This is a genomic window from Rodentibacter caecimuris, from assembly GCF_001019715.1.
Classification (GTDB): Bacteria; Pseudomonadota; Gammaproteobacteria; order Enterobacterales; family Pasteurellaceae; genus Rodentibacter; species Rodentibacter caecimuris.
In genome coordinates this window covers 2,324,661-2,344,712 of record NZ_BBXJ01000001.1, presented here as the reverse complement: position 1 = coordinate 2,344,712, position 20,052 = coordinate 2,324,661, and the positions used below count along the sequence as shown (strand labels likewise).

At 39.7% G+C, this 20,052-nt stretch carries 27 protein-coding genes; 16 read left to right on the top strand and 11 right to left on the bottom strand.

Translation table 11 applies throughout. The annotated features are described in order from the left end of the window. Nucleotides 1-11: 11 nt before the first annotated feature. Together trmL and rsmD are read right to left on the bottom strand one after the other, a co-directional pair. Complete coding sequence (gene trmL, locus PNEUHYL_RS11585; RefSeq protein WP_059368534.1) at nt 12-491, bottom strand: tRNA (uridine(34)/cytosine(34)/5-carboxymethylaminomethyluridine(34)-2'-O)-methyltransferase TrmL; 480 nt, start codon at nt 489-491, stop codon at nt 12-14. Nucleotides 492-499: 8 nt separating this feature from the next. Beyond that, entirely contained in the window at nt 500-1,081 is a 582-nt protein-coding gene (rsmD, locus tag PNEUHYL_RS11580) for a 16S rRNA (guanine(966)-N(2))-methyltransferase RsmD (protein WP_059368533.1), read from the bottom strand. A gap of 97 nt (nt 1,082-1,178) precedes the next feature. On the opposite strand from rsmD, the gene ftsY reads away from it, so the two are divergent. The 16 genes from ftsY (at nt 1,179) to PNEUHYL_RS11500 (ending at nt 11,488) form a co-directional block, all read left to right on the top strand. Beyond that, a complete protein-coding gene (gene ftsY / locus PNEUHYL_RS11575; protein ID WP_059368532.1) occupies nt 1,179-2,546 on the top strand; it encodes a signal recognition particle-docking protein FtsY in 1,368 nt (455 codons plus the stop codon). A 9-nt stretch (nt 2,547-2,555) separates the two neighbouring features. Continuing rightward, nucleotides 2,556-3,212, top strand: a complete 657-nt coding sequence (gene ftsE / locus PNEUHYL_RS11570; protein WP_059368531.1) for a cell division ATP-binding protein FtsE — start codon at nt 2,556-2,558, stop codon at nt 3,210-3,212. A gap of 9 nt (nt 3,213-3,221) precedes the next feature. After that, nucleotides 3,222-4,154: a permease-like cell division protein FtsX gene (gene ftsX / locus PNEUHYL_RS11565; protein WP_059368530.1), complete on the top strand. Its 933-nt coding sequence runs from the start codon at nt 3,222-3,224 to the stop codon at nt 4,152-4,154. Between the two features lie 625 nt (nt 4,155-4,779). After that, nucleotides 4,780-5,772 carry a YadA C-terminal domain-containing protein gene (locus PNEUHYL_RS13820; protein WP_059368529.1) on the top strand — a complete coding sequence of 331 codons (993 nt, stop codon included), beginning with the start codon at nt 4,780-4,782 and terminating at the stop codon, nt 5,770-5,772. A 373-nt stretch (nt 5,773-6,145) separates the two neighbouring features. Then, a complete protein-coding gene (gene rpsJ / locus PNEUHYL_RS11555; protein ID WP_001181005.1) occupies nt 6,146-6,457 on the top strand; it encodes a 30S ribosomal protein S10 in 312 nt (103 codons plus the stop codon). 16 nt (nt 6,458-6,473) lie between these two features. Continuing rightward, on the top strand, nt 6,474-7,100 hold the full coding sequence (rplC, locus tag PNEUHYL_RS11550; RefSeq protein ID WP_059368528.1) for a 50S ribosomal protein L3: 627 nt from the start codon (nt 6,474-6,476) through the stop codon (nt 7,098-7,100). Nucleotides 7,101-7,115: 15 nt separating this feature from the next. After that, on the top strand, nt 7,116-7,718 hold the full coding sequence (gene rplD, locus PNEUHYL_RS11545; RefSeq protein WP_059368527.1) for a 50S ribosomal protein L4: 603 nt from the start codon (nt 7,116-7,118) through the stop codon (nt 7,716-7,718). Then, nucleotides 7,715-8,014, top strand: a complete 300-nt coding sequence (rplW, locus tag PNEUHYL_RS11540; protein ID WP_018356228.1) for a 50S ribosomal protein L23 — start codon at nt 7,715-7,717, stop codon at nt 8,012-8,014. Before rplD ends, rplW begins: the two co-directional genes overlap by 4 nt. A gap of 17 nt (nt 8,015-8,031) precedes the next feature. Next, on the top strand, nt 8,032-8,853 hold the full coding sequence (rplB, locus tag PNEUHYL_RS11535; RefSeq protein WP_059368526.1) for a 50S ribosomal protein L2: 822 nt from the start codon (nt 8,032-8,034) through the stop codon (nt 8,851-8,853). A 25-nt stretch (nt 8,854-8,878) separates the two neighbouring features. After that, nucleotides 8,879-9,154: a 30S ribosomal protein S19 gene (rpsS, locus tag PNEUHYL_RS11530; protein ID WP_005539416.1), complete on the top strand. Its 276-nt coding sequence runs from the start codon at nt 8,879-8,881 to the stop codon at nt 9,152-9,154. An 11-nt stretch (nt 9,155-9,165) separates the two neighbouring features. Further along, a complete protein-coding gene (gene rplV / locus PNEUHYL_RS11525) occupies nt 9,166-9,498 on the top strand; it encodes a 50S ribosomal protein L22 (protein WP_018356230.1) in 333 nt (110 codons plus the stop codon). Nucleotides 9,499-9,515: 17 nt separating this feature from the next. Beyond that, nucleotides 9,516-10,223 (top strand): 30S ribosomal protein S3, encoded by a 708-nt coding sequence (rpsC, locus tag PNEUHYL_RS11520; RefSeq protein WP_059368525.1) that lies wholly within the window; start codon nt 9,516-9,518, stop codon nt 10,221-10,223. A gap of 13 nt (nt 10,224-10,236) precedes the next feature. Continuing rightward, a complete protein-coding gene (gene rplP / locus PNEUHYL_RS11515; protein ID WP_018356232.1) occupies nt 10,237-10,647 on the top strand; it encodes a 50S ribosomal protein L16 in 411 nt (136 codons plus the stop codon). Further along, on the top strand, nt 10,647-10,838 hold the full coding sequence (gene rpmC / locus PNEUHYL_RS11510; protein ID WP_018356233.1) for a 50S ribosomal protein L29: 192 nt from the start codon (nt 10,647-10,649) through the stop codon (nt 10,836-10,838). The genes rplP and rpmC overlap by 1 nt, the downstream gene beginning before the upstream one ends. Then, complete coding sequence (gene rpsQ / locus PNEUHYL_RS11505; protein ID WP_005625886.1) at nt 10,838-11,095, top strand: 30S ribosomal protein S17; 258 nt, start codon at nt 10,838-10,840, stop codon at nt 11,093-11,095. Before rpmC ends, rpsQ begins: the two co-directional genes overlap by 1 nt. 141 nt (nt 11,096-11,236) lie before the next feature. Beyond that, nucleotides 11,237-11,488 (top strand): hypothetical protein, encoded by a 252-nt coding sequence (locus PNEUHYL_RS11500; RefSeq protein ID WP_059368524.1) that lies wholly within the window; start codon nt 11,237-11,239, stop codon nt 11,486-11,488. Between the two features lie 53 nt (nt 11,489-11,541). Here PNEUHYL_RS11500 and fis read toward each other — a convergent pair whose 3' ends face one another. The 9 genes from fis to efp all read right to left on the bottom strand — a co-directional run bounded on the left by fis (nt 11,542) and on the right by efp (nt 20,021). Beyond that, complete coding sequence (gene fis, locus PNEUHYL_RS11495) at nt 11,542-11,841, bottom strand: DNA-binding transcriptional regulator Fis (protein WP_018356238.1); 300 nt, start codon at nt 11,839-11,841, stop codon at nt 11,542-11,544. Next, nucleotides 11,835-12,815, bottom strand: a complete 981-nt coding sequence (gene dusB / locus PNEUHYL_RS11490; RefSeq protein WP_059368523.1) for a tRNA dihydrouridine synthase DusB — start codon at nt 12,813-12,815, stop codon at nt 11,835-11,837. The genes fis and dusB overlap by 7 nt, the downstream gene beginning before the upstream one ends. Before the next feature lie 146 nt (nt 12,816-12,961). Continuing rightward, nucleotides 12,962-13,849: a 50S ribosomal protein L11 methyltransferase gene (prmA, locus tag PNEUHYL_RS11485; protein ID WP_059368522.1), complete on the bottom strand. Its 888-nt coding sequence runs from the start codon at nt 13,847-13,849 to the stop codon at nt 12,962-12,964. A gap of 33 nt (nt 13,850-13,882) precedes the next feature. Beyond that, complete coding sequence (locus PNEUHYL_RS11480) at nt 13,883-14,755, bottom strand: DMT family transporter (protein WP_059368521.1); 873 nt, start codon at nt 14,753-14,755, stop codon at nt 13,883-13,885. A gap of 92 nt (nt 14,756-14,847) precedes the next feature. Continuing rightward, on the bottom strand, nt 14,848-16,305 hold the full coding sequence (gene panF / locus PNEUHYL_RS11475; RefSeq protein WP_059368520.1) for a sodium/pantothenate symporter: 1,458 nt from the start codon (nt 16,303-16,305) through the stop codon (nt 14,848-14,850). Then, a complete protein-coding gene (locus PNEUHYL_RS11470) occupies nt 16,302-16,559 on the bottom strand; it encodes a YhdT family protein (protein WP_059368519.1) in 258 nt (85 codons plus the stop codon). Before PNEUHYL_RS11470 ends, panF begins: the two co-directional genes overlap by 4 nt. A gap of 14 nt (nt 16,560-16,573) precedes the next feature. After that, a complete protein-coding gene (locus PNEUHYL_RS11465; protein ID WP_059368518.1) occupies nt 16,574-18,004 on the bottom strand; it encodes a surface lipoprotein assembly modifier in 1,431 nt (476 codons plus the stop codon). A 76-nt stretch (nt 18,005-18,080) separates the two neighbouring features. Then, nucleotides 18,081-19,271, bottom strand: coding sequence for a Slam-dependent surface lipoprotein (locus PNEUHYL_RS11460; protein WP_059368517.1), 1,191 nt, complete (start codon nt 19,269-19,271; stop codon nt 18,081-18,083). A gap of 183 nt (nt 19,272-19,454) precedes the next feature. Further along, nucleotides 19,455-20,021 (bottom strand): elongation factor P, encoded by a 567-nt coding sequence (gene efp, locus PNEUHYL_RS11455; protein WP_059368513.1) that lies wholly within the window; start codon nt 20,019-20,021, stop codon nt 19,455-19,457. Nucleotides 20,022-20,052 lie beyond the last annotated feature (31 nt).

Below are 20,052 nucleotides of genomic sequence, written 5' to 3'. Positions count from 1 at the left end.
ACCTTTCGTTTTTATTTATTAGAAAAATTGACCGCACTTTCATAGCCTAACTGTCGCCAAGCTTCATACACGGCAACCGCCACGGAATTGGATAAATTCATACTGCGGCTGTTGGCGGTCATCGGAATTCGGATTTTCTGTTCCATCGGCAGACGGTCTAAAATCGACATCGGGATACCGCGGGTTTCAGGGCCGAACATTAAATAATCGCCTAATTCAAATTTTACTTGGCTGTGAGCCGGCGAACCTTTGGTGGTGAGGGCAAATAAGCGTTTCGGTTTTTCGTTTTCTAAAAACGCTTCAAAGGTTTTGTGGCGTTTGATCTCGGCGAATTCGTGATAATCCAAGCCCGAACGACGCAGACGTTTATCATCCCAAGTGAAACCGAGGGGCTCGATTAAGTGCAAACGAAAACCGGTATTGGCACAAAGGCGAATAATATTGCCGGTGTTTTGGGGAATTTCCGGCTCGTATAAAACAATGTCTAACATAATTTTTCTCAGTTTTGATATAAACGATAACTCACCATGCCGGTGGTTTTCTCTTTTAATAATGTCCAATTTTCAGGAGTGTTGAGGTGATTTTGTTTTTCCGTTTCCACATAAATGAGGGCATTTGGATACAGCCAGTTATTTTCAACAAGCAGACGGATCGCTTGCTCTGCCAAGCCAAAATGAAAAGGCGGATCGAGAAAAACTACATTAAAGTGCGGTTGATTTTGCGGTAGTTTTAAAAAATCCAAACAACTTTGATTGAGCACCTGCGCCTGTTCCTCCGTGCATTTTAAGGTATGCAGGTTTTTTTTCAGTTGATTGGCAACGGTTTTGTCTTTTTCCAAAAATGTTACTTTTTCGGCTTGGCGGGAAAGGGCTTCAATCCCGAGCGAGCCGCTGCCGGCAAAACCGTCTAAGCATTTTGCTTGATGAATGTAAGGCATTAACCAATTGAATAAAGTTTCTTTTACTCGGTCGCCGGTGGGGCGTAATCCCTCTGCGTTTAACACGGGTAATTTCCGACCACGCCAAAGCCCGGCGATAATGCGAACTTCACCTTTTGGAGATTGTCCTTGTGATTTTTTCATAAAGAAGCGGATTTTTAGTGAAAATTCTGCTTAGTTTAGACGATTTTTTGCTAGAATGAACCACATTTTTATCGGACGGCAGTTAAGAGAACAATTTATGGCAGAAGAAAATAAAAAAGGCGGATTTTGGGCATCATTATTTGGGCGTAATAAAAAACAAGAAAGCACGCAAATTGAACCAATAATGGAAGAAGAAAAAATCGAGGAAACGGCTGTTGAAAGTGAAATTATCGAGCCTTCTGTTGAAAAGGTGAAAGAACCGTCAGATGAAGCAGAAAGTGCGGTCAATTTTGCCCCTGTTTTAACTGAAGATGCTCAAAAAGATGAGGTGGAACAAGCCGAAATAGAAGAAAAAAATTCAGAAATTTCAACCGCACTTGAGCAGCCTGACGCGATTATTGAACCTGAAAATGTAGAAGAAAATAGCACCGTTGAAGGGACAGAGATTGAAACCGATATTGTCGAAGAGGTTAAACAAGAATTTCATCCTGCATCACAAGCGGAAGTACAGAGTGAAACCCGTGAAAAACCGAGTGAAGGTGGTTTTTTCAGCCGTTTAGTGAAAGGGTTACTAAAAACCAAACAGAATATCGGTGCAGGTTTTCGCAGTTTTTTCTTAGGCAAAAAAATTGATGATGAATTGTTTGAGGAATTGGAAGAACAATTGTTAATTGCGGATATTGGTGTGCCGACAACCTCTAAAATCATTAAAAACCTCACTGAACACGCAAGTCGCAAACAATTACAAGATGCGGAGCTACTCTATCAACAACTCAAAGTTGAAATGGCGAATATTCTTGAGCCGGTCGCACAACCATTGAAAATCGATACTTCGAAAAAACCTTATGTCATTTTAATGGTAGGCGTGAATGGTGTGGGTAAAACCACCACGATTGGCAAACTTGCGCGGAAATTCCAAGCGGAAGGTAAATCCGTGATGTTAGCCGCCGGCGATACTTTCCGTGCAGCGGCCGTGGAGCAGCTACAAGTGTGGGGCGAGCGAAATAATATTCCGGTTGTCGCACAAAGTACGGGATCGGATTCCGCCTCTGTTATTTTTGATGCGATGCAATCTGCTGCGGCACGCAACATTGATATCTTAATTGCCGATACGGCAGGACGCTTACAAAATAAAAATAATTTGATGGACGAGCTGAAAAAAATCGTTCGGGTAATGAAAAAATATGATGAAAGCGCACCGCATGAAATTATGCTCACGTTGGATGCCGGAACCGGTCAAAATGCGATTAGCCAAGCGAAATTGTTTAATGAAGCCGTTGGTTTAACCAGTATTTCTCTCACAAAACTGGATGGTACGGCAAAAGGCGGGGTGATTTTTGCTATTGCGGATCAGTTTAATTTACCGATTCGTTATATTGGTGTGGGTGAGAAAATTGAAGATTTACGTGAGTTTAACGCAACAGAATTCATCGATGCGTTATTCGTACATGAAAATGAAGAATAAGGAAAAACTGTGATTAAGTTCTCGAATGTTTCAAAAGCCTACCACGGCGCAACCCAACCGGCATTGCAAGGACTAAATTTTCATTTACCGGTCGGTAGCATGACCTATCTGGTGGGGCATTCAGGCGCAGGGAAAAGTACCTTGCTTAAGCTGGTTATGGGCATGGAAAAAGCTAATGCGGGACAAATTTGGTTTAACGGTCACGATATCACCCGTCTGTCAAAATATGAAATTCCGTTTTTGCGTCGCCAAATCGGCATGGTTCACCAAGATTATCGTTTATTGACGGATCGCAGTGTGGTAGAAAATGTGGCATTCCCGCTTATTATTGCCGGAATGCACCCGAAAGATGCGCATTCACGTGCTATGGCGTCTCTTGATCGCGTAGGGCTGCGTAATAAGGCGCATTATTTGCCGACACAAATTTCCGGTGGGGAACAACAACGGGTTGATATTGCCCGTGCTATTGTGCATAAACCTCAACTTTTATTGGCGGATGAACCCACGGGGAATCTCGATGATGAGCTATCTTTAGGGATTTTTAATCTCTTTGAAGAATTTAATCGTTTGGGAATGACCGTATTAATTGCCACCCACGACATTAATTTAATTCAACAAAAGCCAAAACCTTGTTTAGTGCTTGAACAAGGCTATTTACGTTATTAAGGAAAAACCATGGGCCGATCAACTGATGCCTCTTTTTTTGTGAAAACGGCTTACACCTTACGTGCGGTGTGGGCGGATTTGTGGCAACGCAAATTCGGTACGTTGCTTACGATTTTGGTGATTGCCGTTTCGCTCACTATTCCGACGATCAGTTATTTAATGTGGAAAAATTTACATTTAGCCACCACACAATTTTATCCGGAAAGCGAACTCACGATTTATTTACACAAAAATTTAAGTGAAGAAGATGCCAATTTAGTGGTGGAAAAAATTCGCCAACAAGAAGGTGTGGATTCCCTGAATTATGTTTCTCGTCAAGAGAGCCTGAAAGAATTTAAAAGTTGGTCGGGCTTTGGTGAAGAGCTGGAAATTCTTGATGACAATCCGTTACCGGCAGTGGTGATGGTGAAACCGTCGAAAGCTTTTGAAACCTCCGAAAAACGTGAAACATTACGCACAAATCTCGATAAAATCAAAGGGGTACAAGAGGTTCGTTTAGATAATGATTGGATGGAAAAATTGACCGCACTTTCATGGCTGGTGGCACACGTAGCGATTTTTTGCACCGTATTAATGGTAATCGCTGTATTTTTGGTGATTGGCAATAGTATTCGTTCCGATGTGTATAGTAGCCGGGCAAACATTGATGTGATGAAATTACTCGGTGCAACGGATCACTTTATCCTCCGTCCTTATCTTTACACCGGTATGATTTATGCTCTGCTGGGTGGTTTTGTTGCCGCCATTTTTAGTAGTTTTGTCATTGGCTATTTCACCTCTGCCATGAAGTATGTCACCGATATTTTCGCCGTACAATTTGCCCTAAACGGCTTAGCCGTCGGAGAATTGATTTTTCTCTTAGTCAGCTGTTTAACTATGGGCTATGTTGGTGCTTGGATCGCTGCCAAAAGACATATTGCCTTGATTGATAATCGAGTTTAATTGTTGATATTGAAAAGTGCAGTTGTTTTCCATCGTGTTTTGATTTTGAAACAATATGGAAAACAACTGCACTTTTTATATTAGTAACAGTCTTTCCATTAGAAAGTAAAAAATACAGTTGCTAATGAGATGCGATTTTTTCGACAGAGAGCTCTAGTGGACAATATACATTATCATCTCTTAGTTATGTTTTAGTTCATAAGCAAGCTGCACTTTTTTGATGAATATTATTTATCCTAATATGACGATTTTCCTCTCCTGCAATACCATTTAAATCCATTCTTCTTTAAAAAAAGAGCAATAATAACTATTGTTAAAATAATCAAAACCCACTAATAGCAGGATGTAGCTGTATAATGTGTAAAAATTAGTTGAAACAACTAATTTTTCATTGGTTTTTAAGATAAATGTTGGGCAGGGTAGATAGTTAAGATATTTTTCACTGTTCTTTAAACTCCTCCGATCAGTGTTAACTAATTGATTTTATTTGTTTTTCTCTCTGTCATATAATTTTTATATTTGTCTTTGTTGAGAATTATTTCCTTTTTTATTATAAGTATGCACCTCACATGCATAGATATGTGAATAAATAAAAATTGAAAAACTTATTTTTGGAAGAAAAATTATGAAAAATTTAACTACAAATAAAACATTGGCATTAGCCTTACTTGCAGGTCTTACTGCAAGTTATTCGGTTGCACAAGTCACAGATCAACGAGTACAAGAGATTAACAATAAAGTTGAGAAAAATACTAAGGATATCAGTGTGTTGAGTGCTAAAATGGAGAATATCAATAAAACATTGGACCTAGTCAATTACGATGTTGGACGAAACGTTGGTATGGTCGATCTATTGACTGCTAAAACGGAGGATATCGATAATACATTGGACCAAATCAATGAAAATATTAGACATCACTTTGATGCGATCGGAGGATTGTTTGCTAGAACAAACGGTATTAATGATACATTAGGCTCAGTTCAATCTACAGTCAATTCTCATGAAGTGCAGTTTGAGGCGTTAAATAAAATAACTCAAGGTCATGAATTAAGAGTTAGTGGGAATGAGTTTGATATTAAAACAAATAAAGCAGATATTGCACAGAATAAATCTGACATAGCGATAAATAAAGCGGGTATTGCACAGAATAAGTCTGACATAGCCACAAATAAAGAGGGTATTGCACAGAATAAATCTGACATAGCGACAAATAAAGCGGGTGTTGCACAGAATAAGTCTGACATAGCCACAAATAAAGAGGGTATTGCACAGAATAAATCTGACATAGCGACAAACAAAGCAGGTATGGCACAATATAGATCTAGTATTACTAAAAATATTGCTCGTATCAGTAATTTGGAAGGGCGTGTTGATAGACTTGAAAAAAATGTAAAACGTTCTTTTGCTGCACAATCGGCATTAATCGGTTTATTCCAACCGTATAATGTGGGCAAATTTAACTTGAGTGCTGCTGTTGGTGGTTATAATTCAGAAACGGCTTTTGCTATTGGTAGTGGTTATCGCTTTAACCAGAATGTTGCAGCTAAAGCAGGGATTGCAATGGCACCGAGTAGTAGCAGTGTTAGCTATAATGCAGGCATAAATTTTGAATGGTAATGAATAAAGCATAGTTTTTTATACGTTATTAGATTTATTTAATGCCGTATATAAATGCAGTCTCTCAAGTGCGGCTGTTTTCCATCGTGTTTTGATTTTGAAACAATGCGGAAAACAACCGCACTTTTTGTATATTTTTAAATAAATACCTTGCAATCCGTTTTGGTTTTATGTAGTATTTGCAGGCTTTCAGTGTGAAAGCCGTTTAATGTAATCATTTATTAAACGTGCGTAGCGATATGTTACGCCAAACAATGTTTCCGATTTGGAGACTATATAACAGGTAACTTGCACCTCCTTTTCTATTTTGAAGTTAGAATTGTGGTTGGTGTTAGTTTTTTTATTAGCTAAATTTTATTGGAGCTCTGGTCTAATGCAGAACCAAAGAATCCGTATCCGCTTAAAAGCATTCGATCATCGTTTGATCGATCAATCTACTGCGGAGATCGTAGAAACAGCTAAACGTACCGGTGCACAAGTTCGTGGTCCGATTCCTTTACCAACCCGTAAAGAGCGTTTCACCGTGTTGATTTCTCCACACGTAAATAAAGATGCGCGTGACCAATATGAAATTCGTACTCACAAACGTTTAGTAGATATCGTAGAGCCAACAGAAAAAACTGTTGATGCATTAATGCGTTTAGATTTGGCTGCCGGCGTTGACGTGCAGATCAGCCTAGGTTAATTAAGAGGTTATTACAATGATTGGTTTAGTCGGTCGTAAAGTTGGTATGACCCGTATCTTCAATGAAGACGGTGTGTCAGTACCAGTTACCGTTATCGAAATCGAAGCCAACCGCGTAACTCAAGTTAAAACTCTTGAAAACGATGGCTATACTGCAATTCAAGTTACTACAGGTTCTAAAAAAGCGAATCGTATAACTAAGCCTGAAGCAGGTCATTTCGTGAAAGCAGGTGTTGAAGCTGGTCGCGGTTTATGGGAATTTCGTACTGAAGGTGAAGAATTCACTTTAGGTCAAGAAATCAATGTTGACATCTTCGTAGATGTTAAAAAAGTTGATGTTACCGGTACTTCTAAAGGTAAAGGTTTCCAAGGTGGTGTTAAACGTTGGAATTTCCGTACTCAAGATGCTACCCACGGTAACTCTTTATCACATCGTGTACTTGGTTCTATTGGTCAAAACCAAACTCCGGGTCGTGTGTTTAAAGGTAAAAAAATGGCAGGGCATTTGGGTGCTGAGCGTGTAACCGTTCAATCACTTGAAGTTGTTCGTGTAGATGCTGAGCGTAAATTACTATTAGTAAAAGGTTCTGTACCTGGTGCAATCAATAGTAATGTTATCGTTAAGCCGGCAGTTAAAGCATAAGTCTAGGAGATAGAGATGGAATTACAAGTTGTAGGTGCAAATGCACTCACTGTTTCTGAAACTACCTTCGGACGTGAGTTTAACGAAGCATTGATCCACCAAGTTGTTGTTGCTTATGCAGCAGGTGCGCGTCAAGGTACTCGTGCACAAAAAACTCGTGCTGAAGTGTCTGGTTCAGGTAAAAAACCTTGGCGTCAAAAAGGTACTGGTCGTGCCCGTTCAGGTGATATCAAATCACCAATCTGGCGTTCTGGTGGTACAACCTTTGCGGCAAAACCACAAGATCACAGCCAAAAAGTGAACAAAAAAATGTACCGTGGTGCAATTAAAAGCATTCTCTCTGAATTAGTTCGTCAAGACCGCTTAATGGTTGTTGAGAAATTTGAGATTGATGCACCAAAAACTAAAGTTTTAGTACAAAAATTAAAAGATTTAGCAGTTGAAGATGCGTTAATTATCACAGCAAGTTTAGATGAAAATCTGTTCTTAGCAGCGCGTAACTTATATAAAGTTGACGTACGTGATGTGCAAGGTATCGATCCGGTAAGCTTAATCGCTTTTGATAAAGTGATTGTTACTGTTGATGCTGTGAAACAAATTGAGGAGATCTTAGCATGAGTCAAGAACGTTTGCTGAGCGTGCTTCGTGCACCGCACATCTCTGAAAAAGCAACTAACAATGCTGAAAAATCTAACACTGTTGTACTTAAAGTTGCTTTGGATGCAAACAAAGCTGAAATTGCTGCAGCTGTTGCTCAATTATTTGAAGTAAAAGTAGATTCAGTTCGTACTGTGGTTGTTAAAGGTAAAACCAAACGCCGTGGTACTAAAATGGGTCGTCGCAGCGACTGGAAAAAAGCTTATGTAACTTTAGCCGAAGGCCAAAATTTGGACTTCGTGGACAGTGCAGAGTAATCGGAGGAGAATAAAGAATGGCTATCGTTAAATGTAAGCCGACCTCCGCTGGTCGTCGTCACGTTGTTAAAATCGTGAACCCTGAATTACACAAGGGGAAACCTTACGCACCATTACTAGATGCTAAATCTAAAACCGGTGGTCGTAACAACTATGGTCGTATTACAACTCGTCACATTGGTGGCGGTCATAAGCAACACTACCGTTTAATCGATTTCAAACGTAACAAGTTAGATATCCCAGCGGTTGTTGAGCGTTTAGAATATGATCCAAACCGCTCTGCTAACATCGCTTTAGTGCTTTATAAAGACGGTGAACGTCGTTATATCTTAGCACCTAAAGGATTGTCAGTAGGCGATCAAATTCAAGCTGGTGTAAACTCACCAATCAAAGTGGGTAATGCGTTACCAATGCGTAATATTCCGGTTGGTTCAACAGTACATAACGTTGAATTAAAACCAGGTAAAGGTGGTCAAATTGCCCGTTCTGCCGGCGCATATGTACAGATCATTGCACGTGAAGGAAACTATGTGACCTTACGTTTACGTTCAGGTGAAATGCGTAAAGTATTAGCGGAATGTGTTGCGACAATTGGTGAAGTTGGTAACTCAGAGCATATGCTTCGCGTATTGGGTAAAGCCGGTGCTAGTCGCTGGAGAGGTATTCGCCCAACAGTTCGTGGTACTGCAATGAACCCGGTTGACCATCCACACGGTGGTGGTGAAGGTCGTAACTTTGGTAAACATCCAGTCACACCTTGGGGCGTTCAAACCAAAGGTAAGAAAACTCGTCACAACAAACGTACCGATAAATATATCGTACGTCGTCGTGGCAAATAATAGATTAAATTAAAGAGGATTAGCCATGCCACGTTCTCTCAAGAAAGGTCCTTTCCTTGACCTACACTTGTTGAAGAAGGTAGAGAAGGCGGTGGAAAGCGGGGATAAAAAACCAATCAAAACTTGGTCCCGTCGTTCAATGATCATTCCATCAATGATCGGATTGACCATCGCAGTCCATAATGGTCGTCAGCATGTTCCAGTTTATGTATCTGATGAAATGATCGGTCATAAATTAGGTGAATTTGCACCGACTCGTACATACCGCGGTCACGCGGCAGATAAGAAAGCTAAGAAATAAGAGGTAAATAGATGGAAACTATTGCAAAACATCGTTACGCTCGCACTTCTGCCCAAAAAGCTCGCTTAGTTGCCGATTTAATTCGTGGTAAAAAAGTTGCGCAAGCATTAGAAATCTTAACTTTCACTAACAAAAAAGCAGCGTCTTTAGTGAAGAAAGTTTTGGAATCTGCTATTGCAAACGCAGAGCACAATGATGGTGCAGATATTGATGATCTTAAAGTTGCTAAAATCTTCGTAGATGAAGGTCCTAGCATGAAACGTGTTATGCCACGTGCTAAAGGTCGTGCAGATCGTATTTTAAAACGTACTAGCCACATCACTGTGGTTGTGTCGGATCGTTAATCAGTAGGAGAATAGCAATGGGTCAAAAAGTACATCCACATGGTATTCGCCTAGGTATTGTTAAACCTTGGAGCTCTACTTGGTTCGCGAATACACAAGACTTCGCTAACAATCTTGAAGGCGATTTCAAAGTACGCCAATTCTTAAATAAAGAATTAGCAAATGCTTCAGTTTCACGTATTACGATTGAGCGTCCGGCTAAAAGTATTCGTGTAACTATTCACACAGCTCGTCCTGGTATCGTAATCGGTAAAAAAGGTGAAGATGTTGAAAAATTACGTAACGCAGTATCTAAAATTGCTGGCGTTCCGGCTCAAATTAACATTGCTGAAGTGAAAAAACCTGAATTAGATGCGAAATTAGTTGCAGAAAGCATCGCTTCTCAATTAGAACGTCGTGTTATGTTCCGTCGCGCGATGAAACGTGCGGTACAAAGCGCAATGCGTTTAGGTGCGAAAGGTATCAAAGTTGAGGTTAGCGGTCGTTTAGGTGGTGCAGAAATTGCACGTTCAGAATGGTATCGTGAAGGCCGTGTACCTCTCCATACTCTTCGTGCAGACATCGATTATAACACTGCAGAAGCACACACAACTTACGGCGTAATCGGCGTAAAAGTGTGGATCTTCAAAGGTGAGATTCTTGGTGGAATGGCTGCCGTTGCGCAATCAGAACAACAACCTGCCGACAAGCCGAGAAAGGCTCCGCGCGGTAAAGGTCGTAAGTAAGGAGAAACGCTAAATGTTGCAACCAAAACGTACAAAATTCCGTAAAGTTCACAAAGGCCGCAACCGTGGTATCGCAAATGGTACTGAAGTGAGCTTTGGTACTTACGGTTTAAAAGCAGTTGGTCGTTGCCGTTTAACCGCTCGTCAAATTGAAGCGGCACGTCGTGCGATGTCTCGTGCGGTAAAACGTCAAGGTAAAATCTGGATTCGTGTATTCCCAGATAAACCAATTACTGAAAAACCATTAGAAGTCCGTATGGGTAAAGGTAAAGGTAACGTTGAATACTGGGTAGCCTTAATCCAACCGGGTAAAGTGCTTTATGAAATGGATGGTGTGTCTGAAGAAGTGGCAAGAAATGCTTTTGCATTAGCAGCAGCAAAATTGCCGGTTAAGACTACCTTCGTAACTAAGACGGTGATGTAATGAAAGCTCAAGATTTACGTACAAAAAGTGTTGAAGAGCTGAATGCTGAATTATTAAACCTTCTAGGTGAACAATTCAAATTGCGTATGCAAACAGCCACCGGTCAGCTTCAACAAACCCATCAGGCTAAACAAGTGCGTCGTGATATTGCACGTGTAAAAACTGTATTAACCGAAAAGGCGGGTGAGTAATGACTGATAAAATTCGTAGCGTACAAGGTAAAGTTGTTAGCGACAAAATGGAAAAATCTTTCGTTGTTGCAATTGAACGTAAGGTAAAACATCCGTTATACGGTAAATTTATCCGTCGTACAACAAAATTACACGTACACGATGAAAACAATGAAGCCAAAGTTGGTGATACCGTAGAGATTCGCGAGTGCCGCCCTCTATCAAAAACCAAGTCTTGGACATTAGTTCGTGTTGTTGAAAAAGCGGTTATTGCTTAATTCACAATCGTAAAGAATAAAAGCCAATGGTATATAATACCATTGGCTTTTTTAATTACTGTATCCTATTGATTAAAAGAGTTTCATGTATTAAATTCAGGTTTATTCATTATCAATGACTTATCTAAAGTAAAATTGATTATGGATAAAGTTATACAATACAGATTTATGGAAGACAGGCATGGCGATCAACCGTTTTTTAATGTTGCTTTATATAACTCGGATCTTGATATTAATACCTTGAATCATATAGGTCATTTAGGATTCTCTCTTTCGAATTATGATTCATTTAAAAATTTAGATAAAGTGTTAATTCATTACAATATCGGTGTCGGTTACACTTCTAAACTGGATTTAATGAAAGAAACTTGGGCATATATAAATCGAATATAATAAAAAAGACGAACAGATGTTCGTCTTTTTTGTTTAACCTAGAATATTAAAGATTAACCCATACCGTATTTTTTCAATTTTTTACGTAAAGTACCACGGTTGATACCAAGCATATTGGCAGCACGGGTTTGGTTACCACGAGTATATTGCATAACCATATCTAACATTGGGTGTTCAACTTCCGCTAATACTAATTCGTAAAGATCATTCACATCTTGACCATCTAATTGTGATAAATAATTGCGCAATGCTTGTTTGACAGAATCACGTAATGGTTTATTGGTTACCTGTGATTGAGAGTTTAAAACTGAAACAGTTAATGCTTCAGATGGATTACGTTGTTGTTCTAACATTTTTCTTTATCCAAAATTGAATTTAAAAAATCCTCTAACACAATAAGTTGCTCTTCGGCATCATTAATTGTGTTAAAAGCCTGTCTAAAAACGGAATCGGGTTGAATTCCCTGTAAATACCAAGACACATGTTTACGTGCAATGCGATAACCCTTTTGTTCGCCATAGAATTGATGTAATTCTTGAATATGACGCAAAATTTGACCGCACTTTTCACTTAAACTTGGTGTTTGTATTATCGAATCGTACTCAATTAGACTATCTACGGCTTGGAATAGCCACGGATTACCTAGTGCGGCACGACCGATCATAATTGCATCAGCACCCGTATAATCAAGTACTGCTTTTGCTTTCGCGGCGGAATCAATATCTCCATTCGCAATTACAGGAATAGAAATAGTTTGTTTAACCGAGCGAATATTGTCGTATTCGGCTTCCCCTTCAAAAAGGCATTCTCGCGTTCGCCCATGAATGGTTAAAGCCTGAACACCGGATTGTTCGGCAATTTTGCCGATTTGTACGCAATTTCGATTGGATTTATCCCAGCCTGTGCGAATTTTTAAAGTGACCGGCACATCAACTGCACTGACCACTTCCCGTAGAATTTTTTCTACCAGTTCGGGAAACTGTAACAAAGCGGAACCTGCCAGTTTACGATTGACTTTTTTGGCGGGGCATCCCATATTGATATCAATAATTTCTGCACCGTATTCCACGTTTACGGTGGCAGCTTTTGCCATTTCCAGCGGATCGGAACCCGCAATTTGCACGGCATTAATACCCAGTTCATCGCTATGTGCCAAACGCAGTCTCGATTTTTCAGTATGCCAAACTTGTGGGTTCGTGGACATCATTTCTGAAAAGGTCAGACCAGCACCATAATGCGCACATAGGCGACGAAAAGGTTTATCGGTAATGCCTGCCATGGGCGCAAGTAAAACACGGTTTTTTAATTGGTATGAACCGATTTGCATTTTACCTTTACCACCTTAAAAGCCTAAATCCTATTATTATCGAACAGAGCTATAATCGACAAGGCGTGCTATGATACGCATTTTGCATTTATTTGCAAGGCGAATTTTGTTCAAAAAACACCCTTTTTTTGATTGACAACAAGAAATTAAGCTATTTTTAGTTTGCCTGTAATACGGCACCATTCTTCACGCACTGCCAAAGGATCTAAAGTAAAGGTTTGTGCGTAGCTTTCACATACGGATTGGGCTTGCGTTTCTAAAATGCCGGATAAGCCAAGTTCGCCGTTTTCTTTTACGAGCTGGCTAATCACCGGATAAAGCTCTTTTAACGGACCGGCAAGAATATTGGCTACGACAATATCCGCTTTTAGATCCGTCGGTTTTTCGTCGGATAAAAAGAGTTGTAAGCGATCTGCTACGCTATTTTGTTCTGCATTATTACGGCTGGCAAGAATAGCTTGCGGATCGATGTCAATTCCGACCGCACTTTTTGCACCAAGTTTTAGCGCCGCAATAGCTAAAATGCCGGAGCCGCAACCGAAATCAATAACGGTTTTGCCTTTCAAATCCAGACCGTCCAGCCATTCTAAACAGAGTGCTGTTGTCGGGTGCGTACCGGTGCCGAAAGCTAATCCGGGATCAAGCATGACATTGACGGCATTTTCATTGGGAATTTCACGCCAACTTGGGCAAATCCATAAACGTTTGCCAAATTGCATTGGGTGAAAATTATCCATCCATTCCCGTTCCCAATCTTTGTCTTCAATTTGTTCAATTTTATAAGCGGTATTTTCGTCTAAATGTCTCGCTTGATGCAGTAAATCGACAATTTTTGTCATGTCGGTTTCCGCATCAAATAATGCCATGACATCCGTATTACCCCAAAGTCGGGTTTCACCGGGTAGCGGTTCAAAAATCGGCGTATCTTGGCTATCCATAAAAGTCACGGAAACGGCACCGATTTCTTCTAGAAAATCGCTCATTTTTTCTGCTTTTTCATTTGTACTATTCAGACGAATTTGAATCCAAGCCATGTGTTTTCCTTAATGCTATAAAAATAGGGGACATTATACCGATTTTTTCAAAAATTTCGGCAGTAACGTTGAACCAAGGGTGGCAAACATAATGAGTGTGATGCCAAGTGCGGTCGAAAATGAGAGAGTTTCCCCAAGTAACAGAACCGCAAATAAAATGCCGAATAAGGGTTCAAGGGAAACTAAAATACCAGAAAGATTGGCATCGACACTGTTTAACCCTTTATTCCACAGCCAAAAGGCAAGCCAACTGCAACCGATGGCAAGATAAAATAAGCCGGCGATACCGTAACCGTTTAAATTAATGTCCCAATTTTCTGTTAGAATCAGGGTGAAAGGAATTGTGGTGAGCGTCCCTAATACAATACTGACCGCTGTGTAGGCTTGTGTTGAGACTTTTGCTACGACGGTGCGTGTCCAACGTAATACACTCGCAAAAATGACTCCGGCACTGAGCACCAATAAACAACCGAATAAGCTAATTTCATTAATCCCTTCATTGTGTTGCCCGCCATTGATCATCACGGCAACCCCTAAAAATGCGATAGCACCGAATAACCAGTGGAACCATTTGGCTTGGTCTTTAAAAAAGAAATGACCGACAAACACCACCAGTAGCGGTTCAAGCCCAATCATCGTGACGGCACTGGCGGCAGAGGTATATTTTAAACCGATAAATTGCAGTAAGAAAACGGCAGTATAGTTAAGAAAGGCAAGCCACCAAAGCTGCTTGCGCATAGGCTTGTCAATTTTTTTCCAACGGCGTAAAAAGAGGGGGAACACGAAAATCATCGCAATAATTAACCGCACTTGGACAACAAGCACGGGATCCATCATCGAATAGGTGAATTTTGCGGCGATTAATGAACTGCTCCAAAGGAGCAGAGCGATAATTTGGTAGATCATAGATATTCCGTTATTTTTCAAGTGCGGTCACAAAAAACAAGTTTTTTGAACGTTGACTTTACCAATGGCTCCAAAGGAGTGAATCAATCACTTTAGTGATTGATGGATAATTTTTCACTTGTTTTCACAAGGCGACTTTCTCCCCATTTATTCCCTACTAAGAATGCGATTAAACCAAAGATTAATGCAGGAACGATTTGATGGAATCCAAGTAGTTTCACACTGAGTTGTGTGAGCAAAATATAGCTGCCCAAGCCGACAATCATTGAGCTTAATGCGCCGTACGCATTGGCTTTATCCCAATAAATCCCCAACACAATAACCCATAAAAATGCGGCTTCCAACCCACCAAAAGCGAACAAGTTCAGCCAAATGATCATATCCGGCGGATTAAGGGCGGCGAGAATTAAAAGTGCGGTTAAAATCAGCGTAATAATGGAAGAAAAATAGCTGATTTTTTTTTCGTTCTTTGCCTCTTCCGGTTTAGCGGAAAGGTATAAATCTTTGACAAAAATTGAGGAGGATTGAATAAGTTGCGCATCAATCGTTGACATAATGGCGGACATTGGCGCAGCTAAAAAAATCCCCGCTACAATTGGCGGTAGCACTTGTAACATTAATGTTGGAATAACCTGATCGGCAATGGTGAGCTCAGGAATAATCGCACGCCCTAATGCACCGGATAAGTGCATACCAAACATAATTAAAGAAAGCACAATGGTACCGATCAACATACCTTGATGTAACGCTTTACTGTCTTTAAATGCCATACAACGAACCGCCGTGTGTGGTAGCCCTACCACTCCGAAACAAACTAAAATCCAAAATGACGCCATAAATTGAAAATCAAGCATCTCATTTGGGCCGTAGGGGGTAACTAACGCAGGATCAATTTCGGTTAATTTATTGACCGCACTTTCTACTCCGCCAAGGGCATAAATTGTGCCGCCAAGTAAAATGATGGTACCAATAATCATCACTGTACCTTGGATAGTATCGGTCAGCACGACCGCACGAAAACCGCCGATAAAGGTATAGATTCCCACGGTGAAAGCAAAAAGTAAAAGAGCCTGCGTGTAAGAAATTCCAATGGTTGTTTCAAGCAATCGTGCACCGCCGATAAATTGCACGGTCATCGCGGCAAAAAAAGCGAGTAATAAAGCGAGGCTTGAAATCCAAACAAGATATTTGTTTTTATATCGATACAGAAAAAGATCGTTGATAGTGAGAGCGTTGGTTTCACGGGAAAGAAGGGCGAATTTTTTGCCCAACGCACCTAAAGCAAGCCAGACTGCCGGCACCTGAATCATCGCTAATAGTACCCAGCCCAGCCCATATTTATACGCTGCGCCCGGGCCGCCGACAAAAGAACTGGCACTGGCATAGGTGGAGGCGGTAGTCATGGCAAGCACAAAACCAGTCATAGAGCGATTTCCCACATAATATTCTGTTAAAAAATCACCTCTTGTGCGTTTCACATAAGCATAGATCGCTGCACCAAACACAAAAGTAAGGTAAATGATTAAAGGGAGAATAATGCCTAGATTCATTGGTTATCTCCTTTCTCCTTGATTTCTAAGGAAATATCTTGATAGACGATTTTGATCAGCCAATAGCCGACTACAATAAACAAAATCGGTAAATAGATGCAGGAAAGCTCAAACCAAAGGGGAAAACCGATTGGACCTAAAGTCTCTTTCGGTAGGTAAGCACATAAACACCAGCCCACCACATAGATGAGCGTTAGTCCTAATGCCCATTTTGCTTCCTTAGCTGCTTGTTGGTATCGTTGTGTGAGTGTCATAAAGTAAGGCCTCCTTAAAATATTTTGCTCATTTCTAAATAAATGCGGTTTTTATCATAACTATAAAAAGGATGGTTACTTTTTATTTTTTGATAAGTCCACGTCAGTTTTGGAGTAATCCCCAAAAAATAGAAATCGCGATGCCATAAGGTCAATGCAGTAAAATACTCATTATTTTTCTGACGAATCTGAAAGAAATCAATATCCTTATATGTTCGCCTTGCATAAGCAAGATTTAAACGGGAGGAAATACCTAATGACCATTCTTGTCCCCAAGCGAGACGAATATTTTTACGTTGATAAGCGTTATCATGGTCTCGTGTATTTTCACGGTTATAATCTATGCCTATAAGCCAGTATTGCCCGCTTTGTGGAGTATAAAGTAAGGTGTTTGACCAAAGGTAATTATTGCCATTTAAATGTTTCCGCCAGTTATAACGTTGTTCACCATACTCAAGTGCGGTCGAAATTTGCCATTTTTCATTTAACCAATAGTTTGTTTCTAATCGTATACCGGAATTTTTAGCATATTGTTTTAATGCATCACCACCCGATGAGCCACCGCCATACCAACGTTTTTCTGTAAAGGGGGTGAGTAAGTTTTCAAAACGTGCAGTTTGATAGCCTAAACCTGCTCCTACACGAAGATTTAATTCATTGTATTTTCTGTTATTCCAAAAATATCGACCTTGTCCTTCAAGTTGCAATTTTGTGAATACATTATTCGCCCAAGACCATTTTTTCTCGCCATTCAAATAGTAGGAAAAACCTTGTGCACTTTCTTTTTCCCAAGCATTCCAATTACCAATTTTTGTGCCGGATTTAGGGGCGTTATTGATGTTTGATTCATTTAAATAACTGATCCCGCCATTTACTTTCCATTGATTACGTTTGTTTAAGGCAGATAAATATTGATCAATAATTTGAATGCTTTCCGGAGAGATATCTTCCGCACGTAATTTTTGAAATTGATCTTTTGCTGCTTCATTATCATTGTTTAAAAATAAAGCTTGTGCTAACTGATAACGTAAGGCGATGATATGCGAATGCTGACTAAATAAAGTTCGATAACGCTCGGCTGCCAGAGAAAAATTTCCTTGATGACGTGCTAGAATCGATTCAGACCAAGCTAATAAAGTGGGATCCTGATTAGGTAAGTTTTTATAAAACGGGAGTAAAATTTCTACGGCTTTCGCATTATTTTGTAAGACGGCTGGAACTAATCCACGAATGATTAAATCGGGATGCTGCTGTAGTTCGGCACTGCTCATTGAAATATTTTCTCTCTTTGGTGTAGAAATTTGTGCCTCTGTTTGTGGAAGTTTTGGTTTTGCCATATTAATGCGATCGTCCAGCCCATCACTTTTAGATTGAGCCACTTCTGCCGAAGCATTGATAGCAAACAATATATAAAGGGTAGAAAGAAAAATCTTACCGGATTTCATTAATTTTAATTCTCTTAGATATGAATTATGAATAAAGCAAGCACTGTGGCTTGCTTTATAATTCTAGATGTTCATTTTATTGTTTTGCAGCACCAAAAGCGGCATTCCAAGATTGATCATTGCCCTGTGCAAGACCTGCCATCTCTTTCGCATTATTGCCGTAGAATTTACCTTCTACTTGACCATTTGATAGCGTAGTTGAATCGGTTGTCCCTGTAAATGAATTACCTGAAATTTGAGCATTAATTTCTACTTTTACTGGCTGGAGATTCCTATTTGGGATGTTGAGTGAACCTTCTAAGGTTTTATTTCCAAAATCGACATTAAATTCAGATGAACCACGGTGGTACTCTTTTGGTTCTAACCCATACACGTTTCTTACAGAAATGATGGTATCTCCGGAATAAGTCGCTCCCCCTGATGTAGGCATATTTTGAGTTGGATTTCCGTTGTAGAACATATAGCCATTGCTATTTTCATTTAAAGAGTCACTCACTCCAAAACGAGTATCAGAATAACGGCCACAGCATACTTCAAGTTTTCTTCCCTCTACGATCGTAGCTGTCCAATCTTTAATATCAATGTTTGATAATCCAATGATAATATCGACTCCATCTACATTTATAGAGGTTGTGTCGTAATGATTTAATGTTGTCGCTTGTGCATTAACATTATCATAACTTTCTGATGTTACAATTGCTGCACCGGTTTCGTTTCTCTCCAGTTGGGGTTGATTGTCAGATGCTTTGTTATCAGATGTTTTATTATCAGATGTTTTGTTATCAGATGTTTTATTATCAGATGTTTTGTTATCAGATGTTTTGTTATCAGATGTTTTATTATCAGATGTTTTATTATCAGATGTTTTGTTATCAGATGCTTTGTTATCAGATGTTTTATTATCAGATGTTTTGTTATCAGATGTTTTATTATCAGATGTTTTATTATCAGATGTTTTGTTATCAGATGTTTTATTATCAGATGTTTTATTATCAGATGTTTTATTATCAGATGTTTTGTTATCAGATGCTTTGTTATCAGATGTTTTGTTATCAGACGTTTTGTTATCAGACGTTTTGTTATCAGACGTTTTGTTATCAGACGTTTTGTTTGTTTGTTGACTTATTTGAGTATTGTTTGACGCATTATTTTGCTGCGGCTGATTATCACTACCGCTGCCACCGCCACTACTTCCACAAGCTGAAACAATTAACGCAGCCAGGGCAGTTAAACCAAATCTTGTCAATGAAATTTTTGTTAGTTCCATAAGAGATCTCGTACAATTAATAAATAAAATTAAGATGAGCCAGAGTTAAAACGCTGGAAAGTCTATCAAAACTCGTGTAGCTTGTTAAGTGAATAAAAGATGAATTTTTAATAACTTAAAAAAACAAAAGTGCGGTCAAAAATGTATAAGATTTTTTGACCGCACTTTCTTTCATAGATGAAATTATTTCACTCGAGAGACATATTCGCCTGAACGGGTATCAACCTTAATGACTTCACCGATTTGCACGAACAGAGGCACTTTCACTACTGCTCCGGTGCTGAGGGTTGCCGGTTTGCCGCCGGTGCCTGCAGTGTCACCTTTTAAGCCCGGGTCGGTATCCACGATTTCTAATTCGACAAAGTTTGGTGGAGTAACGGTGATCGGCGAACCATTCCATAGGGTAACGATACAATCTGCTTGGTCTAATAACCATTTTTCTGCATCACCTACTGCTTTTGCATCGGCAGAATATTGCTCAAAGGTTTCAGGGTGCATGAAATACCAAAATGCCTCGTCTTTGTATGAATAGGTTAAGTTTAGATCCATAACATCAGCGGCTTCAACGGAAGTACCGGATTTGAAGTTCACATCCAACACTTTGCCTGAAATTAACTTACGAATGCGGGTGCGGGTAAATGCTTGACCTTTACCCGGTTTTACGAATTCGTTTTCAATGATTACGCAAGGCTCGCCGTCTTGCATAAATTTTAGACCCGGTTTGAAATCACTGGTAGTATATGTAGCCATATTAAATATCCTAAAAAGAAAGATGGTTTAA